Source organism: Enterobacter sp. BWH52 (assembly GCF_001037565.1).
GTDB lineage: Bacteria > Pseudomonadota > Gammaproteobacteria > Enterobacterales > Enterobacteriaceae > Enterobacter > Enterobacter hormaechei_C.
Window position 1 is genome coordinate 4233355 of sequence record NZ_KQ089854.1, and the last position, 25408, is coordinate 4258762.

Here is a 25408-nt window from a genome sequence, read left to right on the forward strand (position 1 = left end):
CGAGGGCGTCACTTGCGTAAACACTGCTTGCCGTCCGGCCTCTGGCCACAGCGAGGCGTTGATTCGCTTCGCACTGATGGCCTGCGCCTGAACATCGGCGTAACGCAGAGCAGCGGGCCTGAGCAGCAGTCCCCAAATTGCCCACGCAACAAGCCCCGACGCGATCAACCAGCAAAGGACGCGCCGGGAAGGACGTGCATCAGCCCAGCGTTGATACCAGATACCCACCGGCTACCTCCGGCTATGCAGTTTAAAAGAGAACATCCATCGCCCCAGGCTATCCTGTTGCAGTTCGCCTGCCGGTCCGGGGTTAAATCCCGTCACCCTTTTCAGCGCATCGGTCATGGCTGCGAGCGCTGGCAGTGAAGTGGTATAGCCGGTCAGGGTCAGCGAGGGTGGCTGATAACGCAGCGCCGTCAGCCACGCCTGCCGGGGCATTGCGCTGGCAAGCGATTCCAGCGCGGGTTGCCAGGCCGGATCAGACGGCGGCGAAGGGGTTTTCAGCCCCGCTGACTGCGGCTGACGGGCTCTCAATACTTTCTGCACCGCCCGAGTCCCCGCCAGTTCGCTCTGCAACGCCTGTAACGCGAGAGACTGCGTCGCCCGCAGACTGAAACCACCCGCCAGCATCACCAGCAATGAGGCGGCAAACAGCAGCCCCCAGAAACGCAGGCGCTGATTACGTTGCTGCCGACGCCAGGGTAAAAGATTGGGCATGCTCATTACGGCGCCTCGCTCATGGCCAGCGCCAGGGCGACGGTGTAATCAGCACCGCATTCCGGCAGCGGCGGCTGGCACAGCGTCACCGCTTCCCAGGGATCGCGGGCAGCATCAAACACGGCGATATCAGAAGAAGAAAGCGCAAGCAGCGCCGCCAGTTCATTCACCGTCGCCGCTTCTGTGGTGTAACGCCGCCCCCACTGGTGACGCATCGCCCATAGCCACTGGTGTTGATCTCTCCAGGCGACGCACCGGGCGGGGGCAACAGCAGAGAGAAGATTAGCCAGCGCGCCGGCATCCGGGGCGATTGCTGCCAGACGCAAACGCAGCGCGTTCGCCAGCGTCAACAGGGTATCGACTTCTCTGTTTTGCGCTGCGGTAACCTGAAAAGTGTTGCTGAACGTATCCTGCGCGTAGTCAAAGCAGAGCGTATCGGCGGGCATCTCCAGCTCACGCGCTAATGCGGCGCCTACCCAGGTGAGCTGTTCGCTGTCACGCAAGGTAACGGATGGACGGGGCAACGCGCGTTGCAGAACGCGCGTTGCCGGAAATGAGAGGAATACCCGATGCGAGTGCGGCAATGTTTTCCGCCAGCCACGTAATGCGTTAACCAGCTCTTCTGGCTTAAGTATTTTGCCTTCCCCGATAACGCCGTCCGACAGCGGCACCGCCCACCAGCGCCGTAAACGCCATCCGGCCCGCTCTCTGGTCAGCGCTACCGCAACCACCTTATCCTGTTGAATATGAACACCTGCTTGCCACGTTTTAAAAGCCATGCTTCACGATCTCCTTATCGCCCGTCGGAGTGACGGCTATATCAATGAATCAGGCTTGCCTTTATACTACCGCGCGATTGTTTAGAAACTGCCCAGGCTAAACCAAATGGGAAATCTCCGGTGAAGTTCGTAAAGTATTTATTGATCCTTGCAGTCTGTTGCATTCTGCTGGGAGCAGGCTCGATTATTGGTTTGTACAAATATGTCGAGCCGCAACTCCCTGATGTCGCCACGCTTCGTGATGTGCGGCTTCAGATCCCTATGCAGGTCTATAGCGCCGATGGTGAACTGATGGCGCAATACGGCGAGAAACGTCGTATCCCACTGACCTTAAATCAAATTCCACCCGTGATGGTGAAGGCTTTTATCGCCACCGAGGACAGCCGTTTTTACGAGCACCACGGTGTCGATCCGGTCGGTATTTTCCGTGCGGCAAGCGTGGCGCTGTTCTCCGGTCATGCCTCTCAGGGGGCAAGTACCATTACCCAGCAGCTGGCGCGTAACTTCTTCCTCAGCCCGGAAAAGACGCTGATGCGTAAGATCAAAGAGGTGTTCCTCGCGATCCGCATTGAGCAACTGCTGAGCAAAGACGAGATCCTTGAGCTTTACCTCAACAAGATCTATCTGGGCTACCGCGCCTATGGCGTAGGGGCTGCGGCTCAGGTCTATTTTGGTAAGCCGATCGATCAGCTCACGCTGAGCGAAATGGCGACCATTGCCGGCCTGCCAAAAGCGCCATCCACCTTTAACCCGCTCTACTCGCTGGACCGCGCCACCGCGCGCCGTAACGTGGTGCTGTCGCGTATGTTGAGCGAAGGCTATATCAGCCAGTCTGAGTACGATAAGGCGCGCAGCGACGTTATTGACGCCAATTACCATGCGCCGGAAATCGCTTTCTCTGCCCCGTATCTCACTGAAATGGTTCGCCAGGAGATGGTGAGTCGCTACGGTGATAAAGCGTATGAAGATGGTTATCGCGTCTATACCACCGTGACCCGCAAGGTGCAGCAGGCTGCCCAGCAGGCGGTGCGTAATAACGTGATGGATTACGATATGCGTCACGGCTACCGCGGCCCGTCCAACGTGCTGTGGAAAGTGGGTGAAGGCGCATGGGACAGTAAAAAAATCACGGATTCCCTGAAAGCGCTGCCGACCTATGGCCCGCTGCGTCCGGCGGTCGTCACCCAGGCCGATCCACAGGAAGCGGTGGCGATGATGGCCGATGGCACATCCGTTTCGCTGCGCATGGAGGGTGTCCGCTGGGCGCGTCCATACCGTTCTGACACCCTTCAGGGGCCAACGCCACGTAAAGTGACCGATGTCGTACAAACCGGACAACAAATCTGGGTGCGTCAGGTCGGTGATGCCTGGTGGCTGGCGCAGGTGCCGGACGTAAACTCTGCGCTGGTCTCCATCAATCCGCAGAACGGCGCCGTGATGGCGCTGGTTGGCGGGTTCGATTTCAACCAGAGCAAATTTAACCGCGCGACCCAGGCGCTGCGTCAGGTTGGTTCTAACATCAAACCATTCCTGTATACCGCGGCGATGGATAAGGGGCTGACTCTCGCCAGCATTCTCAACGACGTGCCAATTTCCCGCTGGGATGCCGGTGCGGGCTCTGACTGGCAGCCGAAGAACTCTCCGGCGCAATACGCTGGCCCTATCCGTCTGCGTCAGGGCCTTGGCCAGTCGAAGAACGTGGTCATGGTTCGCGCGATGCGTGCGATGGGCGTGGATTATGCGGCAGAGTATCTGCAACGCTTCGGCTTCCCGGCGCAAAACATCGTTCATACTGAATCTCTGGCGCTCGGCTCCGCGTCCTTTACGCCGCTCCAGGTTGCGCGTGGCTATTCGGTGATGGCGAACGGCGGCTTCCTGGTCGATCCGTATTTCATCAGCAAAATCGAGAACGATCAGGGCGGCGTACTGTTTGAAGCGAAACCGAAAATTGCCTGCCCTGAATGCGATATTCCGGTGATTTACGGCGACACGCCAAAATCCAATGTCCTGGAAAACAAGGATATGGAAGATGTGGCGATCTCTCAGGAACGTCAGAATCTGGCGGTGCCGCAGCCTCAGCTGGAACAGGCCAATCAGGCGCTGGTCGCCCAGAGTGGCGCGCAGGAGTACGCCCCGCACGTGATCAGCACGCCGCTGTCGTTCCTGATTAAGAGCGCACTGAACACCAACATCTTTGGCGAACCGGGCTGGCAAGGCACCGGCTGGCGAGCGGGCCGCGATTTGCAGCGCCACGACATCGGCGGCAAAACCGGGACAACCAACAGTTCAAAAGATGCCTGGTTCTCAGGTTATGGCCCGGGCGTTGTCACCTCGGTCTGGATTGGTTTTGACGATCACCGCCGCACTCTGGGGCGCACAACCGCTTCTGGCGCGATTAAAGATCAGATTTCCGGTTACGAGGGTGGGGCTAAGAGTGCGCAACCGGCCTGGGATGCTTACATGAAGGCCGCTCTCGAGGGCGTGCCGGAGCAGCCGCTAACGCCTCCGCCGGGCATTGTCACGATCAATATTGACCGCAGCACTGGACAGCTCGCGAATGGCGGTAATAGCCGTGCCGAGTATTTCATCGAGGGTACGCAGCCAACCACGCAGGCGGTGCATGAGGTGGGTACAGAGATCATTGATAACGGCGAGACGCACGAACTGTTCTGACGCCAACTAAAAAGCCGGGTGGCGACTACGCCTGACCCGGCCTACAACATCAATGCAAAACGGCAACCTTCGGTTGCCGTTTTTAATGGTGGCGCTACAAACGACCCTGCCCCTTCAGCCACTCTCGTACCAGGAACAGTGCGCTCACGTTGCGTGCCTCGTTAAAGTCAGGATCTTCCAGCAAATCCATCAGATGAGCCAGCGGCCAGCGAACCTGCGGCAGCGGTTCCGGCTCGTCTCCTTCCAGCGATTCAGGATAGAGACCTTCCGCGACAACGATGTTCATTTTGCTGGAGAAATAGGACGGCGCCATGCTCAGCTTTTTCAGGAACGTCAGCTCTTTCGCGCCAAAACCGACCTCTTCTTTCAGCTCCCGGTTTGCCGCTTCAAACACCGTTTCGCCCGGATCGATCAGTCCTTTGGAGAAGCCCAGCTCGTAGGATTCAGTGCCCACGGCGTATTCACGAATGAGGATCAGGTGCTCGTCGACGATAGGCACTATCATCACCGCTTCACGCGAGGAGGGGCGCATACGCTCATAAACACGACGCACACCGTTGCTGAACTCCAGATCCACGCTTTCGACATTAAACAGACGCGATTTCGCGACGGTTTCAACATTCAGAATGGTGGGCTTTTGTAAGGGTTTGGTCATCTTGACGGGTCTTTGCTGGGTGAACTGGCTTTATTGTGCGATACGCCGCACGGTTTCGGCAATGTCAATTGCTCTTTATTTACATTTATGCAACGTAATTGAATGCGATTCTCATTTCAAAACAAATGTCAAGAGGTTGAAATGTTTCCAGGAATTTGCTGATATCGCGCCGGAACAGGCTTTGTTATCATTACCGGTCACTGGGATGCGCGTCAACATGCTCAAGTTAGACTCCATACTTGCCGATAGCCGACCACAGAATCTCATTCATTGTACAAAAGGTGCGACTGACAACACCTGTAAGAAGATAAGTAAGATGGGGAAAGCATGAGCACCATTTTGATTTTTCTCGCTGCTGTGCTGGCCTGCGCGTCGATTGCGGTGTGGGTATTCAGGCGCCGCGTACATCGCCGTTATCGGCTGCCCTTTTTAAACGCGTTCGCCGGAGCAAACACGCGCAAGCTTTCGCCAGAGGAACGCAGCACCGTTGAGCAGTATCTCGACACGCTGAACCGATCCCGGCTTTCGCCTGGCCCTACCGGCGCCAGCGCCGCCCCCGTATCGCTCAACCTAAACGCCCAAAGCGACACCGTTCTGTGCGTGACGCGCTCCATTACCCGCTACGGCATCACAACCGACGATCCCAACAAATGGCGTTACTATCTCGACTCTGTTGAAGTACACCTGCCTCCCTTCTGGGAACAGTATATTAACGACGAAAACAGCGTCGAGCTCATCCATACCGATACGCTGCCGCTGGTTATCTCCCTCAATGGTCATACTCTGAGCGAATATGTTCAGGAAGCGCCACGCTTTGCGCTGGAACGCGCGAGCGGAACGCAGGCCTCTATTCGTGGTGAAGAGACAGAGCAGATTGAACTGCTCAACATCCGCCAGGAAACGCATGAAGAGTACGTCCTGAGCCGCCCGGATGGCATTCGCGAAGCGGTGCTGATTGTCGCCTCGTTCCTGCTCTTTTTCATCTGCCTGCTGACGCCGGACGTGTTTGTTCCGTGGCTCGCGGGTGGCGCAGTACTGCTTCTGGCCGCCGGGCTGTGGGGCATATTTGCCCCGCCGGCAAAAACGTCATTACGCGAAATTCACTGCCTGCGCGGAACCCCAAAACGCTGGGGACTGTTCGGTGAGAACGATCAGGAACATATCAACAATATCTCGCTCGGGATCATCGATCTTATCTATCCACGCCACTGGCAGCCGTGGATTGCGCAGGACCTGGGCCACAAAACGGATATTGATATCTATCTCGACCGCCACGTTGTACGCCAGGGACGTTACTTATCCCTGCACGACGAAGTAAAAAACTTCCCGCTTCAGCACTGGCTTCGCAGCGCGGTGATTGCCGGTGGCGCCGCGTTAATCTTCCTCATGCTGCTGCTTTTCGTGCCGCTGGATATGCCAATTAAATTTACCCTGTCATGGATTAAAGGGGCGCAAACCGTGGAAGCCACCAGCGTACAGCAGCTCGAAGAAGCGGGTGTACGCGTGGGGGATACGTTGCGCCTCAAAGGCACCGGGATGTGTAATATCCACTCACCGGGTGCCTGGAACACGCGCCAGAACTCGCCGTTCGCGCCGTTCGACTGCTCTCAGATCATCTGGAATGACGCCTCTCCGCTGCCGCTGCCGGAATCGGATGTGGTCAATAAGGCCACTGCGCTCACCCAGACGATTAATCGCCAGCTCCATCCAAAACCGGATGATGATTCTCGCGTCAGCCCTGCCCTGCGTTCGGCTATTCAGAAGTCGGGTATGGTGCTGCTGGATGACTTTGGCGAAATCGTCCTGAAAACAGAGGATCTCTGTTCCGCCCAGGATGACTGTATCCGGCTGAAGAACGCGCTGGTCAACCTCGGCAACAGCAAAGACTGGGACGCGCTGGTGAAACGCGCCGAAGCGGGACGCCTGGACGGTGTGAACGTGCTTCTGCGTCCGGTCAGCGCCGAGTCGCTGGATAATCTGGTGGCGACCTCTACCGCCCCCTTCGTGATGCGTGAAACCACCCGTGCCGCCCAGGCGCTTAACAGCCCGGCGCCGGGCGGTTTTGTGATTGCCAGCGATGAAGGCAGCGACCTGGTGGATCAACCTTATCCGCAGGTTTCGCTGTATGACTATCCTGCCCAGGAGCAGTGGAGCGAATTCCAGCGTCTGGCGCAGATGCTGATGCAGACGCCATTCAGCGCGGAAGGGATCGTCACCACCCTCTTCACCGACGCCAACGGCACGCGTCATATTGGCCTGCACCGTATGCCGGATAGCGCTGGCCTGTGGCGCTATATAGGGACATCCCTGCTGCTGATTGCGATGCTGGCGTGCATCGTCTGGAACGGTTATCAGGCCGTACGCCGCTATCAGCGTTCCCGCACGCGGCTGGCAGAAATCCAGGCCTACTACGAAAATTGCCTTAACCCGAAACTGATCTCCTCTTCTGAGAGCCTGATCGGATAACGTCCCTGCGCGACAAGTTGTGCTACCCTGTCGCGCACGTTTCTTCTGGCTGGAGTTCCCCCTTATGCATCTTGATATCGACTGGCAGGCGGTCGATACCGTCCTGCTTGATATGGACGGCACGCTGCTTGATCTCGCCTTTGATAACTATTTCTGGCAAAAGCTGGTCCCGGAAACTTACGGTGAACAGCAGGGGATCTCCCCGGCAGAAGCGCAGGAATTCATTCGTTCGCAATATAGCGCGGTGCAGCATACGCTAAACTGGTACTGTCTTGACTACTGGAGCGAGCGACTCGGTTTGGATATTTGTGCCATGACCACCGCCCAGGGCGCACGCGCCGTACTGCGCGAAGATACGGTCCCGTTCCTGGACGCGCTGAAAGCCTGCGGTAAGCGCCGTATTTTGCTGACAAATGCGCATCCCCATAACCTGGCCGTGAAGCTGGAGCATACCGGGCTTGCTTCACACCTTGATTTATTGCTTTCCACCCACACATTTGGTTATCCGAAAGAGGATCAGCGGTTGTGGCATGCCGTGGTAGAAGAAACCGGTTTACAGCCGGAACGCACGCTGTTTATTGACGACAGCGAGCCGATTCTGGATTCTGCGGCCGCTTTTGGCATTCGCTATTGTCTGGGCGTGACCAATCCGGATTCCGGCCTGGCTGAAAAAAGCTATCTGCGACATCCGGGGCTGAACGACTATCGCCGGATGATCCCCTCACTCACCGTGAAGGAGACGCCATGAAAGAAAAACCCTCTGATGGGGTAAGACTGGATAAATGGCTGTGGGCCGCCCGTTTTTACAAAACGCGCGCCCTTGCCCGTGAAATGGTTGACGGCGGAAAGGTGCATTACAACGGTCAGCGCAGCAAACCGAGCAAGCTGGTTGAACTGAATGCCACGTTAACGCTTCGCCAGGGCAACGATGAGAAAACGGTGGTGGTGAAAGCCATTACCGAACAACGGCGGCCCGCAACCGAAGCCGTTTTGCTGTATGAAGAGACGGCCGAAAGCATAGAGAAGCGCGAGAAAACCGCGCTGGCGCGCAAAATGAACGCGCTAACTATGCCTCACCCGGACCGGCGACCGGATAAAAAAGAGCGCCGCGATCTGATGAAATTTAAACACGGTGAGAGCGAGTAACCCTCACCTGCACGAGAGATGAAAATGGCCCAACACGACCAATTACACCGCTATCTGTTTGAACAATTCGCCGTGCGCGGCGAGCTGGTCACCGTATCCGAAACCTGGAAACAGATTCTGGAAAACCACAACTACCCGCTGCCGGTGAAAACCCTGTTGGGCGAACTGCTGGTTGCCACCAGCCTGCTGACCGCCACGCTGAAGTTCGCTGGCGATATTACCGTTCAGTTGCAGGGTGATGGCCCGATGTCGCTGGCGGTGATCAACGGTAATAACCAGCAGCAAATGCGCGGCGTGGCGCGCGTTCAGGGCGATATCCCTGAAAATGCGGATCTGAAAACGCTGGTCGGAAATGGCTACCTGGTTATCACGATTTCGCCTGAAGAGGGTGAGCGCTATCAGGGCGTTGTCGGTCTGGAAGGCGATACGCTTGCCGCCTGCCTGGAAGATTACTTCATGCGTTCCGAACAGCTGCCAACCCGCCTGTTCATCCGCACCGGTGAAGTAGATGGTCAGCCTGCTGCCGGTGGTATGCTGCTTCAGGTTCTGCCTGCGCAGGATGCACAGACCAATGATTTCGAGCATCTGGCAACGCTGACGGAAACCATCAAAGCGGAAGAGCTGTTCACCCTGTCGGCGACCGACGTGCTGTGGCGTCTCTACCACGAAGAAGAAGTGACGGTTTACGATCCGCAGGCGGTGGAATTTAAGTGCACCTGCTCCCGCGAGCGTTGTGCTGGTGCCCTGAAAACGCTGCCGGATGAAGAGATCGACAGCATCATGGCGGAAGACGGTGAAATCGATATGCACTGTGACTACTGCGGTACGCACTACGTGTTCAATTCGATGGATATCGCGGAGATCCGCAATAACGCCTCTCCGGCGGATCCGCAGGTTCACTAAGCTCTGAGCCTGATGCCCGGCGGCGCTATGCTCGCACGGGCCTACAATGAATTGTGCAATTTTTTGATATGATTGCTAATTGTAGGCCGGGTAAGCGTAGCGCCACCCGGCAAGAAAAAGCACTAACGCCACTGCGCATTATTGTAACTGTCGTAGCTCATATCGACACGCTCCCCAAAAATCTCAATATCCGCCCAGGGCTTCACGACAGATTTCACTTTCCTCTGCCTTAATGCGCGGTCAAGTTCTCCTCTGGTCAATGCCTCCGGCATTTTCCACGCGTCCCCGGCGATCCTCCAGCCCGTGTTAGTTTGTGTGTAAGCCACGATCGTGCGATCGGTAAATTGAAATAGCACGGCTTCCGGCTTGCCGTCGCTGTTAAGATCCAGCGGCATAAGTAAACAGTTACTCTGGGCGCTATCGCAGCTCTCGAAGCGATACTGATTGCTGAGCATGGCTTGCCACAATGTCTTATCAGGATGAGCCATTCCCGGTGCGAGCTGGACCTGTTTTTCCAGCATCGCGGCGGTCATCTTACCTGCTCCGCCAGCATTCCTAGAGAGAAGACCTTTTATTTCACGCTGGCGTTTTGGGTTAGAGATAAACTGCGGATCGTTTTGCAGCGTGAGCATCGCCTCCCGCCCCTTTCGTCCAGCGTTACTGAGCATATACAGGCTGACTTGATCCGCAGTTATTCTGCCGTCCTGATAGCGGGCCATATGGCTTGCAACACTTATTCGCCACGGATCCAGCACGGGGGTATGGACCAACGCCAGGAAAATGAGGGAAAGCAGCCCGGTCGCCGGGATGACGTACGCATGGATCTTCTGCGGTTCACGGCGCTGAATCAGAGCGCTGGCGCAAAAACCGATCGCCCAGACCAGCGCCACGATGGTTATCAATACCCCGTACAGACGCTCGGGTGACCAGCCGTATTGCGAAATGCGTAGCCACAGCGCCCACCCCGCCAGAACCGGATACGCGGGTACGATAGCCACAGCGAGGCGAATCATCCCTCGCAGCGGGGCATAGTAAGGCAGTGTTTGACGCTGTGGATGCCACACTATCGTCACCAGGAATAACAGCAGCAGCGCTAAGGTGGTCAGCAAGCCCGCGGCGGATATTCTGGCTGAAATGGATTCAAAGCCGACAAAAGGCAACGCGCCAATAAAGAGCAGCGCCAGCGCCGCCATTAGGGGAAGCAGACCGGTGGCGATGAGGGTCAGCAGATTTTGCAAGGCATGGATTAACCTTACCTGCATACGCGTGAGCACGGCCGCACTGGCTGAAACCACGCCAATCGCCACTGAAATAAACCCGTCAGAATGAAAGAAAAGACGATCAAAAAAGCCGATGCCGATAAGTTCGAAAAGCTCGGCCCAGAGGAAAAGCACCAGCCAGAAGAGACCATTCGAAACAAAAATAATGAGCAGTGTCAGCGCGTTATGCCAGTTTCGTTGATAAAAGTCGCTGTAGAACGAGGTAGTCGGGACGGGATCCAGACGCCGCTGAAGCCATGGCAACACGAACAGCGTCATCAGCAGCAGATGAAAGCCGAAAACGAGCATCTCATCTCTGAGACTCCAGCTTTCGAGTCCTGCAACGCTCCACTTAAGCCAGCCGCCCATACCCGCGACTGCCGCGCCGATCATCCCGAGTGACAGCCACAAAAATGGCTTTCTGAATGACGTCATGGCAAGAGACAACGTGGTTGTCATTACCACGGTGGCAGGTACTACACACATCAGCCACAGCGTATCCGATGGCAATTTTGCGTACTCGATATACCACGTAATTACATAGCAAATTACGCCCTGTAGAGCCCCCGCCAGCACGACGGCTACGCGCGTTAAAGCGGATAACGTCTCACGGTTTTCCATTTCTCATCCCTTGTTCATGAAAAATCTATTGTCTCATCAAAGCAAAACTCTGGCCCCCACCTCAAACTCTGAAAATAGCTGACCCAAGAGACCTGAATCGTTTTCCCAGTGTAACCCTTACGTAATTTTCTTACATGTATGCGATTACATTCACATTCCTCTGGATAAATTCACCAGAGATTAACCTTTTAAGAACATTTTCCCCATCCAAAAAGCGATTCCTGCGATAATCTGCCCGCCCTGTGACTGGAGTCGCAGCGTTTTCCGTTAGTAAGGGTTTTGACCAGATACGTAAATCTATGAGCCCCGTCGCGGTTAACATCCTCAGAAAAACCCTACAATTTCAGGCAGTACATATTGGCTAAGGAGCAGTGATATGCGTGTTAATGGTTTAACCCCGCAAGATCTCAAGGCTTATGGTATTCACGACGTCCAGGAAGTGGTCTACAACCCCGATTACGATACGCTGTATCAGGAAGAGCTCAATCCGGCACTGGAAGGATACGAGCGTGGTGTGTTGACGAACCTGGGTGCTATCGCCGTCGATACGGGTATTTTTACCGGTCGTTCGCCGAAAGATAAGTATATCGTCCGAGACGACACCACCCGCGATACGCTGTGGTGGGCTGATAAGGGCAAAGGAAAGAACGATAACAAACCGCTCTCCCCGGAAACCTGGCAGCATCTGAAAGGACTTGTCACCCATCAGCTTTCCGGCAAGCGTCTGTTTATTATTGATGCGTTCTGCGGCGCTAACGCCGACAGCCGTCTCTCCGTACGATTTATCACCGAAGTGGCCTGGCAGGCGCATTTTGTGAAGAACATGTTCATTCGTCCAACCGATGAAGAACTGCAAGACTTCACCCCTGACTTTATCGTGATGAACGGCGCGAAATGCACCAACCCGCAGTGGAAAGAGCAGGGTCTGAACTCCGAAAACTTTATCGCCTTCAACCTGACCGAGCGTATCCAGCTGATCGGCGGTACCTGGTACGGCGGCGAAATGAAGAAAGGGATGTTCTCGGTCATGAACTACCTGCTGCCGTTGCGCGGTATCGCCTCCATGCACTGCTCGGCGAACGTCGGGGAAAAAGGCGATGTAGCAGTGTTCTTCGGCCTTTCCGGCACCGGTAAAACAACGCTGTCCACCGATCCAAAACGTCGTCTGATTGGCGACGATGAACATGGCTGGGATGATGACGGCGTGTTTAACTTTGAAGGCGGCTGCTACGCGAAGACCATTCGCCTGTCGGAAGAGGCAGAGCCGGATATCTACCACGCGATTCGCCGCGATGCGCTGCTGGAAAACGTCACCGTGCGTGCCGATGGCTCTATCGACTTCGACGATGCGTCTAAAACCGAAAACACCCGCGTCTCTTACCCGATCTACCACATCGAGAACATCGTCAAGCCGGTATCGAAGGCGGGTCACGCCACGAAGGTGATTTTCCTGACCGCAGATGCATTCGGCGTGCTGCCACCGGTTTCCCGCCTGACCGCCAGCCAGACGCAGTACCATTTCCTCTCCGGCTTTACCGCTAAACTGGCGGGTACCGAGCGCGGTGTGACCGAGCCAACCCCAACCTTCTCCGCCTGCTTCGGCGCGGCGTTCCTGTCGCTGCACCCAACGCAGTACGCGGAAGTGCTGGTGAAACGCATGCAGGCATCCGGCGCCCAGGCATACCTGGTAAACACCGGCTGGAACGGTACGGGCAAACGTATCTCCATCAAAGATACACGCGCCATCATCGACGCGATTCTGGATGGTTCGCTGGATAACGCCGAGACCTTTACGCTGCCGATGTTCGATCTGGCGATCCCAACAGCGCTGCCGGGCGTGGATACGCGTATCCTGGATCCGCGTAACACCTACGGTTCACCGGAACAGTGGCGTGAGAAGGCTGAATCGCTGGCGAAACTGTTTATCGAAAACTTCGAGAAGTATACCGACACCCCGGCGGGTGCTGCGCTGGTGAGTGCTGGACCGAAGCTGTAGGTAAAAGCAAAAAGGCAACGAAAGTTGCCTTTTTTAATGTTTTTTCCCTCTCCCCGTGGGAGAGGGCCGGGGTGAGGGCATCAGGCCCCACCCTTTTTTAACTCTCTTTCACCTGACCCCGTAAAACCGGCACCGGTAACCACGCACGAATGCTCAAACCACCCCGCTCGCTGGTGCCAATTTCCAGCAGTCCGTTATGGTTATCCACAATACGCTGCACAATCGCCAGGCCTAAGCCGGTTCCGCTGGTGCTGCGCGCGCTGTCGCCGCGCACAAATGGCTGGAACAGGTGCTTACGCTGCTCAGGCTTGATGCCCGGGCCATCGTCTTCCACCTGGAACCAGGCGCGGTTGAGTTCCGTACCGCTGCTGACTTTGATCCAGCCGTTGCCGTAGCGCGCCGCGTTGACCACCATATTCGCCACCGCGCGTTTAATGGAGAGCGGGTGCATACGTACCTGAATCTCACCTGCCTGAAGGTCGGTCGCAATTTCACGTTCGTAGCCGCTTTCGGCAGCAACCACTTCGCCCAGAACCGCATTCAGATCCGCCATCTCCATCGGCATCTCCTGCCCGGTGCGCAGGTAGTCGATAAACTGCTCGATGATGGCGTTACACTCTTCGATATCCTTGTTGATGGACTCTGCAAGATAACCATCCTGCTCGCCCATCATCTCCGTCGCCAGCCGGATACGCGTCAGGGGCGTGCGAAGGTCATGGCTGACCCCGGCCATCAGCAGCGTACGGTCGTCCGCCAGCTGTTTAACGCCTGCCGCCATGTGGTTAAACGCACGCGTTACCGAGCGCACTTCCGATGCGCCATACTCGCGCAGCGGCGGTGGGATAATACCTTTACCGACCTGTAATGCCGCATGCTCCAGGTCGACCAGCGGTCGGTTCTGGATGCGAATAAACAGCCATGCGCCGCCGATGGCCAGCAGCATGATCGCCAGGGTGTATCGGAACAGCGGTGAGAAGTCGCCCTGATGAATCTCGGTGAGCGGAACACGCACCCAGATGTTGGGTGACAGCCAGGTTTTCAGCCAGACAACCGGCGAGCTTTTATTGACCTCAACGCGCACTTCCGTCGGGCCGCCAAGCTGCTGCGCCATCTGCTGGCTGAGGAATTCATAGTGCTGCGCCCAGCGCAGGCCAGCATCTTCCGCCGCTTCGTTCGAGTAGAGAGAAATGCCCAGCTCACGGTAGATTTCCCGACGGAACGCCGGGGGAACAACCAACTGCGTGCCGTCCTCCAGTTGCAGTTTGTCGGTCATCAGCATACGCACTTCGTATGCCAGCACCTTATTAAACTGCTGAAGGCTCGGCAGGATTGCAAAGTTCAGCACCACCAGGTAGGTCGTCACCAGACTGACAAACAGCAGGGTGACGATCAATAACAGCGTGCGGGCAAACGAACTTCGCGGCGAGAAGCGCATTCGCCTCATGCTTTAGAGCCGTCCGGGACAAACACGTAGCCCAGACCCCAAACGGTCTGAATATAACGAGGATGCGCCGGATCTTCTTCCACCATGCGACGCAGACGAGAGATCTGCACGTCGATAGAACGCTCCATCGCGGAGTATTCACGACCACGCGCCAGGTTCATCAGCTTGTCACGGGAGAGCGGCTCACGCGGGTGGCTGACCAGCGCTTTCAGCACCGCGAACTCACCGCTGGTGAGCGGCATTGGCTCATCTTCACGGAACATCTCACGGGTGCCGAGGTTCAGCTTGAACTTACCGAATGCAATGACGGCCTCTTCCTGAGATGGCGCGCCCGGCAGTTCGTTCGCCTGACGACGCAGCACGGCGCGAATACGCGCCAGCAGTTCACGCGGGTTAAACGGCTTTGGAATGTAGTCATCAGCGCCAATCTCAAGGCCGACAATACGGTCGACTTCTTCACCCTTCGCCGTCACCATGATGATCGGCATCGGGTTGCTCTGGCTGCGCAGACGGCGGCAAATAGAGAGCCCGTCTTCGCCAGGCAGCATCAGGTCCAACACCATCAGGTGGAAAGATTCACGCGTCAGCAGACGATCCATCTGTTCCGCGTTCGCGACGCTACGAACCTGGAAGCCCTGCTCGGTCAGATAACGTTCCAGCAGCGCACGCAGGCGCATGTCGTCATCTACGACCAGAATTTTGTAGTTCTCTTGCATTGTGTGTACTCCCAAAGGTTCGGATAAGCCTGGAACAGCGTATTCTAAAAAAGTGCACGGGTTCGACCAGCAAATTCTGGTATAAATTCTAGACGAAATTGTTACAAAGCATATTTAACAGCAGCTTATCTGTTCATTTCATCACATAAATCATTATTAATCTTGTCTGTTACACTGTGCGCTACGTATTGTGCGCAAAGACAGTTAACCGGCATTAAAGGCTGCACCATGAAAACGCCTCTGATCACCCGCGAAGGGTACGAGAAACTCAAAAAAGAGATGGATTACCTGTGGCGCGAAGAGCGTCCGGAAGTGACCAAAAAAGTCACCTGGGCCGCAAGCCTGGGCGACCGCAGCGAGAATGCGGACTATCAGTACAATAAAAAGCGACTGCGCGAAATCGATCGCCGGGTACGCTACCTGACGAAGTGTCTCGAGAATCTCAAAATTGTCGATTACTCCCCGCAGCAGGAAGGTAAAGTGTTCTTCGGCGCGTGGGTCGAAATTGAAAACGACAACGGCGATACCCTGCGTTTTCGTATCGTCGGCTATGATGAAATTTTCGGTCGTAAGGATTACATTTCTATCGATTCACCCATGGCCCGCGCCCTGCTGAAAAAAGAGGTGGGCGATTTAGCCGTTGTCCAGACGCCCGCAGGTGAAGCAAGCTGGTACGTCAACGAAATCGTGTATGTTAAATAGTCCGAGAGCGCCCTCCCCGGCTGGCATTTTTTGGTGTCAGCCCGTATAACTATCCCCCTGATTTTCGATCCACAAGATGAACTGACCATGATGAAAGAGTCGCTCTGCCGCATTATTGCGGGTGAACTTCAGGCCAGAGCCGAACAGGTAGAAGCTGCCGTTCGCCTGCTTGATGAAGGGAACACCGTGCCGTTTATTGCACGTTATCGTAAGGAAGTCACCGGCGGTCTGGATGACACGCAGCTGCGAAACCTGGAGACCCGTCTGGGCTATCTGCGCGAGCTGGAAGACCGACGTCAGGCGATCCTCAAATCTATCGGCGAGCAGGGCAAGCTGACCAGTGACCTGGAAAAAGCCATTAACGGTACCCTGAGTAAAACCGAACTCGAAGACCTCTATCTGCCGTACAAACCGAAGCGCCGCACGCGCGGGCAGATTGCGATCGAAGCCGGCCTTGAGCCACTGGCCGATCTGCTGTGGAACGAGCCGTCTCACGATCCGGAAACCGAAGCCGCCAAGTTTATCGACGCCGATAAAGGCGTAGCAGACACCAAAGCCGCGCTGGACGGTGCTCGCTATATTCTGATGGAGCGCTTCGCCGAAGACGCGGCGCTGCTGGCCAAAGTGCGTGATTACCTGTGGAAGAACGCGCATATCGTCTCCACCGTGGTGTCCGGCAAAGAGGAAGAAGGCGCGAAATTCCGCGACTATTTCGATCACCACGAACCCATTTCTACCGCGCCGTCTCACCGCGCGCTGGCGATGTTCCGCGGCCGTAACGAAGGCGTGCTGCAACTCTCCCTGAATGCCGATCCGCAGTTTGACGAGCCGCCAAAAGAGAGCCACTGCGAGCAGATCATTATGGATCACCTCGGTCTGCGCCTGAACAACGCCCCGGCGGACAGCTGGCGCAAAGGCGTGGTGAGCTGGACCTGGCGCATCAAGGTGCTGATGCACCTCGAAACCGAGCTGATGGGCACCGTGCGCGAGCGCGCCGAAGACGAAGCGATCAACGTCTTCGCCCGTAACCTGCACGACCTGCTGATGGCTGCGCCAGCTGGCCTGCGCGCCACCATGGGTCTCGATCCGGGTCTGCGTACCGGCGTGAAGGTGGCCGTGGTTGACGGCACCGGCAAGCTCGTTGCCACCGACACCATTTACCCGCACACCGGTCAGGCAGCGAAAGCGGCTGTCGTCGTCGCCGCGCTGTGCGAGAAGTACAACGTTGAGCTGGTTGCCATCGGTAACGGTACGGCGTCCCGCGAAACCGAACGTTTCTATCTCGACGTGCAGAAGCAGTTCCCGAAAGTGACGGCGCAGAAAGTGATCGTCAGCGAAGCGGGGGCATCAGTCTACTCCGCCTCTGAGCTGGCAGCGCAGGAGTTCCCGGATCTGGACGTTTCCCTGCGCGGCGCGGTCTCTATCGCCCGTCGTTTGCAGGATCCGCTGGCGGAGCTGGTGAAGATCGACCCGAAATCCATCGGTGTGGGCCAGTATCAGCACGACGTGAGCCAGACGCAGCTGGCGCGCAAGCTGGATGCGGTAGTGGAAGACTGTGTTAACGCCGTCGGCGTGGACCTGAACACCGCTTCCGTTCCCCTGCTGACCCGCGTGGCGGGCCTGACCCGTATGATGGCACAGAATATCGTCGCCTGGCGTGATGAGAACGGTCAGTTCCAGAACCGCCAGCAGCTGCTGAAGGTGAGCCGTCTGGGGCCGAAAGCATTTGAGCAGTGCGCGGGCTTCCTGCGCATCAACCACGGCGATAACCCGCTGGATGCCTCTACCGTTCACCCGGAAGCGTACCCTGTTGTTGAGCGCATCCTGGCCGCGACTCAGCAGGCGCTTAAAGACCTGATGGGCGACAGCAGCGCGCTGCGTAACCTGAAAGCGGTGGATTTCACCGACGAACAGTTCGGTGTGCCGACGGTCACTGACATCATCAAAGAGCTGGAAAAACCGGGCCGCGATCCGCGTCCTGAGTTTAAAACCGCGACCTTTGCTGACGGCGTGGAAACCATGAACGACCTGCTGCCGGGCATGGTGCTGGAGGGGGCGGTAACCAACGTCACCAACTTTGGCGCGTTTGTGGATATCGGCGTGCATCAGGACGGTCTGGTGCATATCTCTTCCCTCGCAGACAAGTTCGTTGAAGATCCGCACACCGTGGTCAAAGCGGGCGACATCGTGAAGGTGAAAGTGCTGGAAGTGGATCTCCAGCGCAAGCGTATTGCCCTGACCATGCGTCTGGACGAGCAGCCGGGCGACACTAACGCGCGCCGTGGCGGTAATGGCGGTGGCCGTGAACAGCAGCGTCCGGCAGCGAAAGCCGCGAAGCCACGCGGACGTGACGCACAGCCAGCAGGCAACAGCGCGATGATGGATGCGCTGGCAGCGGCGATGGGTAAGAAACGCTAATACTGTAAATGCCCGGAGGCGCGACGCTTACCGGGCCTACGGTTTTGTAGGCCGGGCAAACGCAGTGCCGCCCGGCAAGCAGGCCGCAGGGAATTAAAATAAATAAGTTGTATCCATATTTAAACCACGAATTATCACCTCATTAACAAATAGCCTTCTTTTTATTTTCACCTCAATTTCGCAAATATTGAGCAAGGTCAAGCAGACCGCAAATTAATACGATTAACAACATCCCGTCACATTTTTATTATTGCTGATAAAAACTATTCTCATTATCATCGCAGTGTAGATTATTTAACCTCTCGTGGAATCAGGCGCTATGCAATTCACTCCAGACAGTGCGTGGAAAATTATCGGTTTTACCCGTGAGATAAGCCCGGCCTATCGGCAGAAGCTGCTGTCCCTGGGCATGCTACCCGGCTCATCGTTCCAGGTGGTGCGCGTTGCGCCGTTGGGCGATCCTGTTCATATCGAAACCCGACGCGTTAATCTGGTTCTGCGTAAAAAAGACCTCGCATTAATTGAAGTTGAATCTTTATCCCGTTAACAAGCCATCGGTTTCAGTGAGTCTATTACAATGAAAAAATTAACTATTGGCTTAATTGGCAATCCTAATTCCGGCAAGACAACCTTATTTAATCAGTTAACCGGCGCACGCCAGCGTGTGGGAAATTGGGCAGGCGTAACGGTTGAACGCAAAGAGGGCCAGTTCACTACAACAGATAATCAGGTCACGCTGGTTGATTTACCGGGGACCTATTCACTCACCACGATTTCATCCCAGACCTCACTCGATGAGCAAATTGCCTGCCACTATATTCTGAGCGGCGACGCGGATCTGCTCATCAATGTGGTGGATGCCTCCAATCTCGAACGAAATCTGTATCTCACGTTACAACTGCTGGAGCTGGGTATTCCCTGCATCGTGGCGCTTAACATGCTCGACATCGCCGAGAAGCAAAAGCTGCGCATCGACGTCGATGCCCTCTCCGCACGCCTGGGCTGCCCGGTGGTTCCGCTGGTTTCTACCCGCGCACGCGGCATTGACGCCCTGAAGCTGGCGATTGACCGCCACACGGGCAATGCCGACGTCGAACTGGTCCACTACGCCCAGCCGCTGCTGCGCGAAGCCGGGCAACTGGCGCAGGAGATGGACAACAGCATGCCCGCCAGACAACGTCTGTGGCTTGGCCTGCAAATGCTGGAAGGCGATATCTACAGCCGCGCCTACGCAGGCGATGCGGCGGATAAGCTGGGCTTCGCGCAGGCTCGCCTGAGCGACGAGCTGGACGATCCCGCTCTGCATATTGCGGATGCGCGCTATCAGGCCATCGCCGCTATCTGTGACGTGGTCAGCAATGCATTAACCGCTGAACCCAGCCGCTTCACCGCCGCCGTGGATAAGATTGTGCTCAACCGCTTCCTCGGTTTGCCGATCTTTTTACTGGTGATGTACGTGATGTTCCTGCTCGCCATTAACATCGGCGGTGCATTACAACCTATTTTTGATGGCGGCTCTGTCGCTATCTTCGTACACGGTATTCAGTGGCTGGGCTACACCCTCCACTTCCCGGAATGGTTGACCATCTTCCTTGCGCAGGGGATCGGCGGCGGGATCAACACCGTCCTGCCGCTGGTGCCGCAGATCGGCATGATGTACCTGTTCCTCTCCTTCCTTGAGGATTCCGGTTACATGGCGCGCGCGGCCTTCGTGATGGACCGCCTGATGCAGGCGCTGGGGCTGCCGGGCAAATCGTTCGTGCCGCTGATTGTCGGTTTTGGCTGCAACGTGCCGTCAGTCATGGGCGCGCGTACGCTGGATGCCCCGCGCGAACGCCTGATGACCATCATGATGGCGCCGTTCATGTCCTGCGGCGCGCGTCTGGCGATCTTCGCGGTCTTTGCCGCGGCGTTCTTTGGTCAGGAAGGGGCGCTGGCCGTCTTCTCCCTGTATGTGCTGGGTATCGTGATGGCTATTCTCACCGGCCTGATGCTGAAGCACACCATCATGCGTGGCGAAGCGTCGCCGTTCGTGATGGAACTGCCGGTTTATCACGTTCCGCATCTGAAAAGCCTGATTATTCAGACATGGCAGCGCCTGAAGGGCTTCGTTCTGCGCGCCGGTAAGGTGATTGTGGTGGTCAGCATTTTCCTGAGCGCCCTGAACAGCTTCACCCTGAGCGGCCAGGCCGCGGACAACATTAATGACTCTGCCCTGGCCTCCGTCAGCAGGATCATTACGCCGGTCTTCAAACCGATTGGCGTTCAGGAAGACAACTGGCAGGCAACCGTGGGCCTGTTCACCGGCGCGATGGCAAAAGAGGTGGTTGTCGGCACCCTGAACACGCTTTACACCGCGGAAAACATCCAGGAAGAGGAGTTCAACCCGGCAGCGTTCAACCTCGGCGATGAACTGCTTGGCGCGGTGGAAGAGACCTGGCAGAGCCTGAAAGACACCTTCAGCCTGAGCGTACTGGCGAACCCGATTGAAGCCAGCAAAGGCGACGGCGAAATGGCGACCGGAGCAATGGGCGTGATGGGCCAGAAATTTGGCAGCGCGTCGGCGGCCTACAGCTACCTGATCTTCGTCCTGCTCTATATTCCGTGCATCTCGGTCATGGGCGCCATTGCCCGTGAGTCCAGCCGCGGCTGGATGGGCTTCTCCATTCTGTGGGGGCTGAACATTGCCTACTCGCTGGCGACCGTGTTTTATCAGGCCGTCAATTACAGCCAGCATCCGCGCTACAGCCTGGTCTGTATCCTCGCGGTGATCCTGTTTAACGTAATGGTGATTGGCCTGCTGCGCCGGGCGCGTAGCCGCGTTGACGTTAACCTGCTGGCAACGCGCAAAACCCCAACGACCTGCTGTAACAGCCCAGCAGGCGACTGTCACTGAGGGGAAAAAGATGGCATCGTTGATTCAGGTTCGTGACTTACTGGCGTTACAGGGACGAATGGAGGCGAAGCAGCTCAGCCTCAGCCTGCATACGCCGCAGCCGATGATCGATGCTATGCTGGAAAGGCTGGAGGCGATGGGGAAAGCCGTGCGCATTCAGGAAGAGCCGGACGGTTGTCTGTCCGGCAGTTGTAAGAGTTGTCCTGAAGGCAAAGCCTGTCTCAGGGAGTGGTGGACGCTTCGCTGATAAAACCGGACAGCGCCGAACAAAACTCAGCAGGATGAGAGATGAACGGCGCATGTGCCGCTTTGGCAACCACCATTGATTTACTCTCCGGCCACAGCGCATCCAGCAGCGGAACCACCTTGCGCGGAACCAGTCCATCCAGATAGCCATAAATACGCAGATGCGGCACCGTTAACGACGCCAGCGGCTCGCGCAGATCGGCCGTTTTCAGGATCTCCAGTCCACCGTTCAGCACCTCAACCTCCGGCATCGGCAGAGAAAGCACCGTCTGCTTCAACGTCCGTGCGTCCTGACGGGCGGTTTCTGTTCCCATGGTTTGTAGCGCCAGAAAACGCTCCACCGTCCGCTGGAAGTCTTCGCTCAGCTGATGCTGGAACCCGGCCAGCACCTCGGGTTTAATGCCCGGCCACGCCTCGCGGGCGCTGAAACAGGGTGATGAGGCAACGGTGATCAGCGCCTGGACCCGCTCAGGATGGCGCAGCGCAATCTGGCTTACCACCAGCCCGCCCAGGCTCCAGCCGAGCCAGACGGCTTTTTGCGGCGCCGCTTCCAGAACCTGCTCCGCCATGTCGTCAAGCGTCATCGCGCCATAGCCGTGGCTACGGCCATAGCCCGGTAGATCCACCAGGTGTACCGTGAATTGCGAGGCCAGTTCCTCACTTATGCAACGCCACACTTCGGCGTTCAGTCCCCATCCGTGCAGCAGCACAAGATGACAATTTCCCGTCCCAACGGTCTGCCACCACAGCGTCTTCATCAGTTAACGTTCTCTTTTTTCACATGGAGGTTGCGTATGCTAACAGTGCCCGGCTTGTGCTGGCTATGCCGAATGCCACTTGCGATGAGCGCGTGGGGCGTCTGTTCCGTTTGCACGCGAGCGCTGGGTTACCTGAAGGGCTGTCCGCAATGCGGCTTGCCTGCCGTCAGCCAGACGCTTCCCTGCGGCCGATGCCTGAAAAAAGCGCCGCCGTGGAGCGCGCTGGTGGCGGTGGATGATTATGTATTGCCGCTGAGTCGTCTGGTTCATCAGTTCAAGTTTTCCAGCCAGATCGCGCTGGCGCAGCCGCTGGCACGCCTGTTATTACTGGCGGTATTGCAGGCGCGAAGAACGCGAGGACTGCCGCCGGTCGACACGCTTGTGAACGTGCCACTGTTTCAGCGCCGCCACTGGCGGCGGGGATACAATCAAAGCGACCTGCTGTGTCGTCCGCTCGCCCACTGGCTGGGTTGCCGGTACCCAGCCTCTGCGCTGAAACGTACTCATGCCACTGCCGTTCAGCACCGGCTCAACGCCCGGTCGCGCAAAAGGAACCTGAAAAACGCCTTTCGCCTTGAATTGCCGGTCAACGGCCTCCATATCGCGATTGTGGATGATGTCGTCACCACGGGCAGTACCGTGGCTGAACTTTCCCGACTGCTTTTGCAAAGCGGCGCCGCGTCAGTTCAGGTATGGTGTCTGTGCCGTACCTTGTAGCCCTTCTTCAATGGGCGTATGATTATACCCAGGTAATTTAGTCAACTATTAGGCCAAAGCTATGATCCGTATTTCCGATTCTGCACAAGCGCACTTTGCCAAACTGCTGGCAAATCAGGAAGAAGGGACGCAGATCCGCGTGTTTGTGATCAATCCAGGCACTCCGAATGCAGAATGTGGTGTCTCTTATTGTCCTCCGGATGCCGTGGAAGCAACTGACACTGCCCTTAAATTTGAACAGCTCACCGCGTACGTTGATGAGCTGAGCGCGCCGTATCTTGAAGATGCGGAGATTGATTTCGTCACCGACCAGCTGGGTTCTCAGCTGACGCTGAAGGCGCCGAACGCGAAAATGCGTAAAGTCTCTGACGATGCCCCGCTGATGGAGCGTGTGGAATATCTGCTGCAATCGCAGATCAACCCGCAGCTGGCCGGCCACGGGGGACGTGTTTCCCTGATGGAAATCACCGAAGATGGTCTGGCGATCCTGCAATTCGGCGGCGGCTGTAACGGCTGCTCCATGGTCGATGTCACCCTGAAAGAAGGGATCGAGAAGCAGCTGTTGAACGAATTCCCGGAACTGAAAGGCGTGCGCGATCTGACTGAGCACCAGCGCGGCGAGCACTCCTACTACTGATTCAGTGCCCGTCTGTATTGCCCGGTGGCGCTGCGCTTACCGGGCCTATATTTTCTTGCCTCCCCCTCTATATGTTGACCTGCGTCTCATAATTCAAATTTTGCCTCCCTGGGTGATTCTCAATCACGTCATGTTACCCGTATCATTCTCGTGGGCACTCAACACCCTTATAACAGCCGACTAAACTTAACGTTTTCGCAGGCATCAGTATGAGTGCCGTTAACACTCTGTTCCCAGTTGGGACAACCGGAATTTGTCGTTGAAACAATGACGTTACCCATAACAATTCAAAGGCCAGGTCAATCATGCCATTAGTCATCGTCGCTATCGGTGTTGTGTTATTACTGCTCTTGATGATCCGCTTCAAAATGAACGGATTTATCGCTCTGGTTCTGGTGGCACTTGCAGTCGGTCTGATGCAGGGAATGCCGCTGGTTAAAGTTATCAGCTCCATTAAAGCCGGTGTCGGCGGTACGCTCGGCAGCCTGGCGCTGATCATGGGCTTCGGCGCCATGCTCGGTAAAATGCTCGCGGACTGCGGTGGCGCGCAGCGTATTGCCACCACGCTGATCGACAAATTTGGTAAGAAGAACATTCAGTGGGCGGTGGTGTTAACCGGTTTTACCGTCGGTTTCGCACTGTTCTATGAAGTGGGCTTCGTCCTGATGCTGCCGCTGGTGTTCACCATCGCCGCTGCCGCCAACATCCCGCTGCTGTTCGTGGGCGTGCCGATGGCTGCGGCGCTGTCCGTCACCCACGGTTTCCTGCCGCCGCACCCGGGTCCAACGGCTATCGCCACCATCTTCCACGCCGATATGGGTAAAACCCTGCTGTTCGGTACGATTCTGGCGATCCCGACGGTGATTCTGGCAGGCCCGGTGTATGCGCGCTTCCTGAAAGGCATCGATAAGCCTATCCCGGAAGGGCTGTACAGCGCCAAAACCTTTACTGAAGAAGAGATGCCAGGCTTTGGCGTCAGCGTCTGGACCTCACTGGTACCGGTGATCCTGATGGCGATGCGTGCCATAGCAGAGATGGTTCTGCCGAAAGGTCACGCGTTCCTGTCCGTTGCGGAGTTCCTGGGCGACCCGGTAATGGCAACGCTGATTGCGGTATTGATTGCGATGTTTACCTTCGGTCTTAACCGCGGTCGCTCCATGGATCAGATCAACGACACGCTGACCTCTTCCATCAAAATCATTGCCATGATGCTGCTGATCATCGGCGGTGGCGGCGCGTTCAAGCAGGTGCTGGTCGACAGCGGCGTGGATAAATACATCGCTGCCATGATGCATGAAACCAACGTATCGCCGCTGCTGATGGCGTGGTCTATCGCCGCCGTTCTGCGTATTGCGCTGGGCTCTGCGACCGTTGCGGCGATTACCGCAGGCGGCATCGTGGCACCGCTGATTGCCACGACGGGCGTCAGCCCTGAACTGATGGTTATCGCGGTCGGTTCGGGCAGCGTGATTTTCTCCCACGTGAACGATCCGGGCTTCTGGCTGTTCAAGGAGTACTTCAACCTGACCATCGGTGAAACCATCAAGTCCTGGTCCGCGCTGGAAACCATTATTTCGGTGTGCGGTCTGGTCGGAGTGCTGCTGTTGAATATGGTGGTTTGATGTAAAAAGCCGGGTAGCGCTGACGCTTACCCGGCCT

At 56.6% G+C, this 25408-nt stretch carries 21 protein-coding genes; 14 read left to right on the forward strand and 7 right to left on the reverse strand.

Going from position 1 to position 25408, the window contains the following annotated elements; genetic code table 11:
* Positions 1–231: 231 nt before the first annotated feature.
* Both SK47_RS20090 and pilM read right to left on the reverse strand, forming a co-directional pair.
* On the reverse strand, positions 232–723 hold the full coding sequence (locus tag SK47_RS20090) for a PilN domain-containing protein (protein WP_023314951.1): 492 nt from the start codon (positions 721–723) through the stop codon (positions 232–234).
* Positions 723–1496: a pilus assembly protein PilM gene (gene pilM, locus SK47_RS20095; protein ID WP_045894715.1), complete on the reverse strand. Its 774-nt coding sequence runs from the start codon at positions 1494–1496 to the stop codon at positions 723–725. Before pilM ends, SK47_RS20090 begins: the two co-directional genes overlap by 1 nt.
* A 120-nt stretch (positions 1497–1616) precedes the next feature.
* Here pilM and mrcA point away from each other — a divergent pair, with 120 nt between their 5' ends.
* Entirely contained in the window at positions 1617–4169 is a 2553-nt protein-coding gene (mrcA, locus tag SK47_RS20100) for a peptidoglycan glycosyltransferase/peptidoglycan DD-transpeptidase MrcA (RefSeq protein ID WP_003861623.1), read from the forward strand.
* Positions 4170–4263: 94 nt separating this feature from the next.
* Here mrcA and nudE read toward each other — a convergent pair whose 3' ends face one another.
* A complete protein-coding gene (gene nudE / locus SK47_RS20105) occupies positions 4264–4824 on the reverse strand; it encodes an ADP compounds hydrolase NudE (protein ID WP_048209889.1) in 561 nt (186 codons plus the stop codon).
* 327 nt (positions 4825–5151) lie between these two features.
* On the opposite strand from nudE, the gene SK47_RS20115 reads away from it, so the two are divergent.
* From SK47_RS20115 to hslO, 4 genes are all read left to right on the forward strand, one after another.
* Entirely contained in the window at positions 5152–7290 is a 2139-nt protein-coding gene (locus SK47_RS20115) for an intracellular growth attenuator family protein (protein ID WP_048241721.1), read from the forward strand.
* Between the two features lie 64 nt (positions 7291–7354).
* Positions 7355–8038 carry a GMP/IMP nucleotidase gene (yrfG, locus tag SK47_RS20120; RefSeq protein WP_023314955.1) on the forward strand — a complete coding sequence of 228 codons (684 nt, stop codon included), beginning with the start codon at positions 7355–7357 and terminating at the stop codon, positions 8036–8038.
* Positions 8035–8436 (forward strand): ribosome-associated heat shock protein Hsp15, encoded by a 402-nt coding sequence (gene hslR / locus SK47_RS20125; protein ID WP_003861618.1) that lies wholly within the window; start codon positions 8035–8037, stop codon positions 8434–8436. The genes yrfG and hslR overlap by 4 nt, the downstream gene beginning before the upstream one ends.
* Before the next feature lie 18 nt (positions 8437–8454).
* Positions 8455–9339, forward strand: coding sequence for an Hsp33 family molecular chaperone HslO (gene hslO, locus SK47_RS20130; RefSeq protein WP_006812239.1), 885 nt, complete (start codon positions 8455–8457; stop codon positions 9337–9339).
* 122 nt (positions 9340–9461) lie between these two features.
* Here the strand turns inward: hslO and SK47_RS20135 are convergent, their stop codons facing one another.
* A complete protein-coding gene (locus SK47_RS20135) occupies positions 9462–11219 on the reverse strand; it encodes a DUF4153 domain-containing protein (RefSeq protein WP_048244978.1) in 1758 nt (585 codons plus the stop codon).
* Between the two features lie 376 nt (positions 11220–11595).
* On the opposite strand from SK47_RS20135, the gene pckA reads away from it, so the two are divergent.
* Positions 11596–13215 (forward strand): phosphoenolpyruvate carboxykinase (ATP), encoded by a 1620-nt coding sequence (gene pckA / locus SK47_RS20140; RefSeq protein WP_048244980.1) that lies wholly within the window; start codon positions 11596–11598, stop codon positions 13213–13215.
* A gap of 97 nt (positions 13216–13312) precedes the next feature.
* Here the strand turns inward: pckA and envZ are convergent, their stop codons facing one another.
* Entirely contained in the window at positions 13313–14659 is a 1347-nt protein-coding gene (gene envZ, locus SK47_RS20145; RefSeq protein WP_003861615.1) for a two-component system sensor histidine kinase EnvZ, read from the reverse strand.
* Positions 14656–15375, reverse strand: coding sequence for an osmolarity response regulator transcription factor OmpR (ompR, locus tag SK47_RS20150; protein ID WP_001157751.1), 720 nt, complete (start codon positions 15373–15375; stop codon positions 14656–14658). The genes envZ and ompR overlap by 4 nt, the downstream gene beginning before the upstream one ends.
* 228 nt (positions 15376–15603) lie before the next feature.
* Here ompR and greB point away from each other — a divergent pair, with 228 nt between their 5' ends.
* The 5 genes from greB to feoC all read left to right on the forward strand — a co-directional run bounded on the left by greB (position 15604) and on the right by feoC (position 21638).
* Complete coding sequence (gene greB, locus SK47_RS20155; protein WP_003861614.1) at positions 15604–16077, forward strand: transcription elongation factor GreB; 474 nt, start codon at positions 15604–15606, stop codon at positions 16075–16077.
* 87 nt (positions 16078–16164) lie between these two features.
* Positions 16165–18495, forward strand: coding sequence for a Tex family protein (locus SK47_RS20160; RefSeq protein ID WP_023314958.1), 2331 nt, complete (start codon positions 16165–16167; stop codon positions 18493–18495).
* A gap of 319 nt (positions 18496–18814) precedes the next feature.
* Positions 18815–19042 carry a ferrous iron transporter A gene (feoA, locus tag SK47_RS20165; RefSeq protein ID WP_003861611.1) on the forward strand — a complete coding sequence of 76 codons (228 nt, stop codon included), beginning with the start codon at positions 18815–18817 and terminating at the stop codon, positions 19040–19042.
* Positions 19043–19072: 30 nt separating this feature from the next.
* Entirely contained in the window at positions 19073–21391 is a 2319-nt protein-coding gene (gene feoB, locus SK47_RS20170) for a Fe(2+) transporter permease subunit FeoB (RefSeq protein WP_032608052.1), read from the forward strand.
* 10 nt (positions 21392–21401) lie between these two features.
* Positions 21402–21638 (forward strand): [Fe-S]-dependent transcriptional repressor FeoC, encoded by a 237-nt coding sequence (feoC, locus tag SK47_RS20175; protein WP_017384148.1) that lies wholly within the window; start codon positions 21402–21404, stop codon positions 21636–21638.
* Here the strand turns inward: feoC and bioH are convergent.
* Positions 21613–22395, reverse strand: coding sequence for a pimeloyl-ACP methyl ester esterase BioH (gene bioH, locus SK47_RS20180; protein WP_003861604.1), 783 nt, complete (start codon positions 22393–22395; stop codon positions 21613–21615). The two genes, feoC and bioH, sit on opposite strands and share 26 nt — an antisense overlap.
* 36 nt (positions 22396–22431) lie before the next feature.
* On the opposite strand from bioH, the gene gntX reads away from it, so the two are divergent.
* From gntX to gntT, 3 genes are all read left to right on the forward strand, one after another.
* The gene (gene gntX / locus SK47_RS20185) at positions 22432–23112 is read left to right on the forward strand and encodes a DNA utilization protein GntX (RefSeq protein ID WP_003861603.1); all 681 of its coding nucleotides are present in this window, start codon (positions 22432–22434) and stop codon (positions 23110–23112) included.
* Between the two features lie 61 nt (positions 23113–23173).
* On the forward strand, positions 23174–23749 hold the full coding sequence (nfuA, locus tag SK47_RS20190) for a Fe-S biogenesis protein NfuA (protein WP_003861601.1): 576 nt from the start codon (positions 23174–23176) through the stop codon (positions 23747–23749).
* A gap of 305 nt (positions 23750–24054) precedes the next feature.
* A complete protein-coding gene (gene gntT, locus SK47_RS20195; RefSeq protein ID WP_017384145.1) occupies positions 24055–25371 on the forward strand; it encodes a gluconate transporter in 1317 nt (438 codons plus the stop codon).
* The last annotated feature ends 37 nt before the right edge of the window (positions 25372–25408 follow it).

Bases quoted from the DNA above. Each gene is read 5' to 3' on its own strand.
- SK47_RS20090 (WP_023314951.1), bottom strand. From the start codon at position 723: ATGAGCATGCCCAATCTTTTACCCTGGCGTCGGCAGCAACGTAATCAG.
- pilM (WP_045894715.1), bottom strand. From the start codon at position 1,496: ATGGCTTTTAAAACGTGGCAAGCAGGTGTTCATATTCAACAGGATAAG.
- nudE (WP_048209889.1), bottom strand. From the start codon at position 4,824: ATGACCAAACCCTTACAAAAGCCCACCATTCTGAATGTTGAAACCGTC.
- SK47_RS20115 (WP_048241721.1), top strand. From the start codon at position 5,152: ATGAGCACCATTTTGATTTTTCTCGCTGCTGTGCTGGCCTGCGCGTCG.
- yrfG (WP_023314955.1), top strand. From the start codon at position 7,355: ATGCATCTTGATATCGACTGGCAGGCGGTCGATACCGTCCTGCTTGAT.
- hslR (WP_003861618.1), top strand. From the start codon at position 8,035: ATGAAAGAAAAACCCTCTGATGGGGTAAGACTGGATAAATGGCTGTGG.
- hslO (WP_006812239.1), top strand. From the start codon at position 8,455: ATGAAAATGGCCCAACACGACCAATTACACCGCTATCTGTTTGAACAA.
- SK47_RS20135 (WP_048244978.1), bottom strand. From the start codon at position 11,219: ATGGAAAACCGTGAGACGTTATCCGCTTTAACGCGCGTAGCCGTCGTG.
- pckA (WP_048244980.1), top strand. From the start codon at position 11,596: ATGCGTGTTAATGGTTTAACCCCGCAAGATCTCAAGGCTTATGGTATT.
- envZ (WP_003861615.1), bottom strand. From the start codon at position 14,659: ATGAGGCGAATGCGCTTCTCGCCGCGAAGTTCGTTTGCCCGCACGCTG.
- ompR (WP_001157751.1), bottom strand. From the start codon at position 15,375: ATGCAAGAGAACTACAAAATTCTGGTCGTAGATGACGACATGCGCCTG.
- greB (WP_003861614.1), top strand. From the start codon at position 15,604: ATGAAAACGCCTCTGATCACCCGCGAAGGGTACGAGAAACTCAAAAAA.
- SK47_RS20160 (WP_023314958.1), top strand. From the start codon at position 16,165: ATGATGAAAGAGTCGCTCTGCCGCATTATTGCGGGTGAACTTCAGGCC.
- feoA (WP_003861611.1), top strand. From the start codon at position 18,815: ATGCAATTCACTCCAGACAGTGCGTGGAAAATTATCGGTTTTACCCGT.
- feoB (WP_032608052.1), top strand. From the start codon at position 19,073: ATGAAAAAATTAACTATTGGCTTAATTGGCAATCCTAATTCCGGCAAG.
- feoC (WP_017384148.1), top strand. From the start codon at position 21,402: ATGGCATCGTTGATTCAGGTTCGTGACTTACTGGCGTTACAGGGACGA.
- bioH (WP_003861604.1), bottom strand. From the start codon at position 22,395: ATGAAGACGCTGTGGTGGCAGACCGTTGGGACGGGAAATTGTCATCTT.
- gntX (WP_003861603.1), top strand. From the start codon at position 22,432: ATGCTAACAGTGCCCGGCTTGTGCTGGCTATGCCGAATGCCACTTGCG.
- nfuA (WP_003861601.1), top strand. From the start codon at position 23,174: ATGATCCGTATTTCCGATTCTGCACAAGCGCACTTTGCCAAACTGCTG.
- gntT (WP_017384145.1), top strand. From the start codon at position 24,055: ATGCCATTAGTCATCGTCGCTATCGGTGTTGTGTTATTACTGCTCTTG.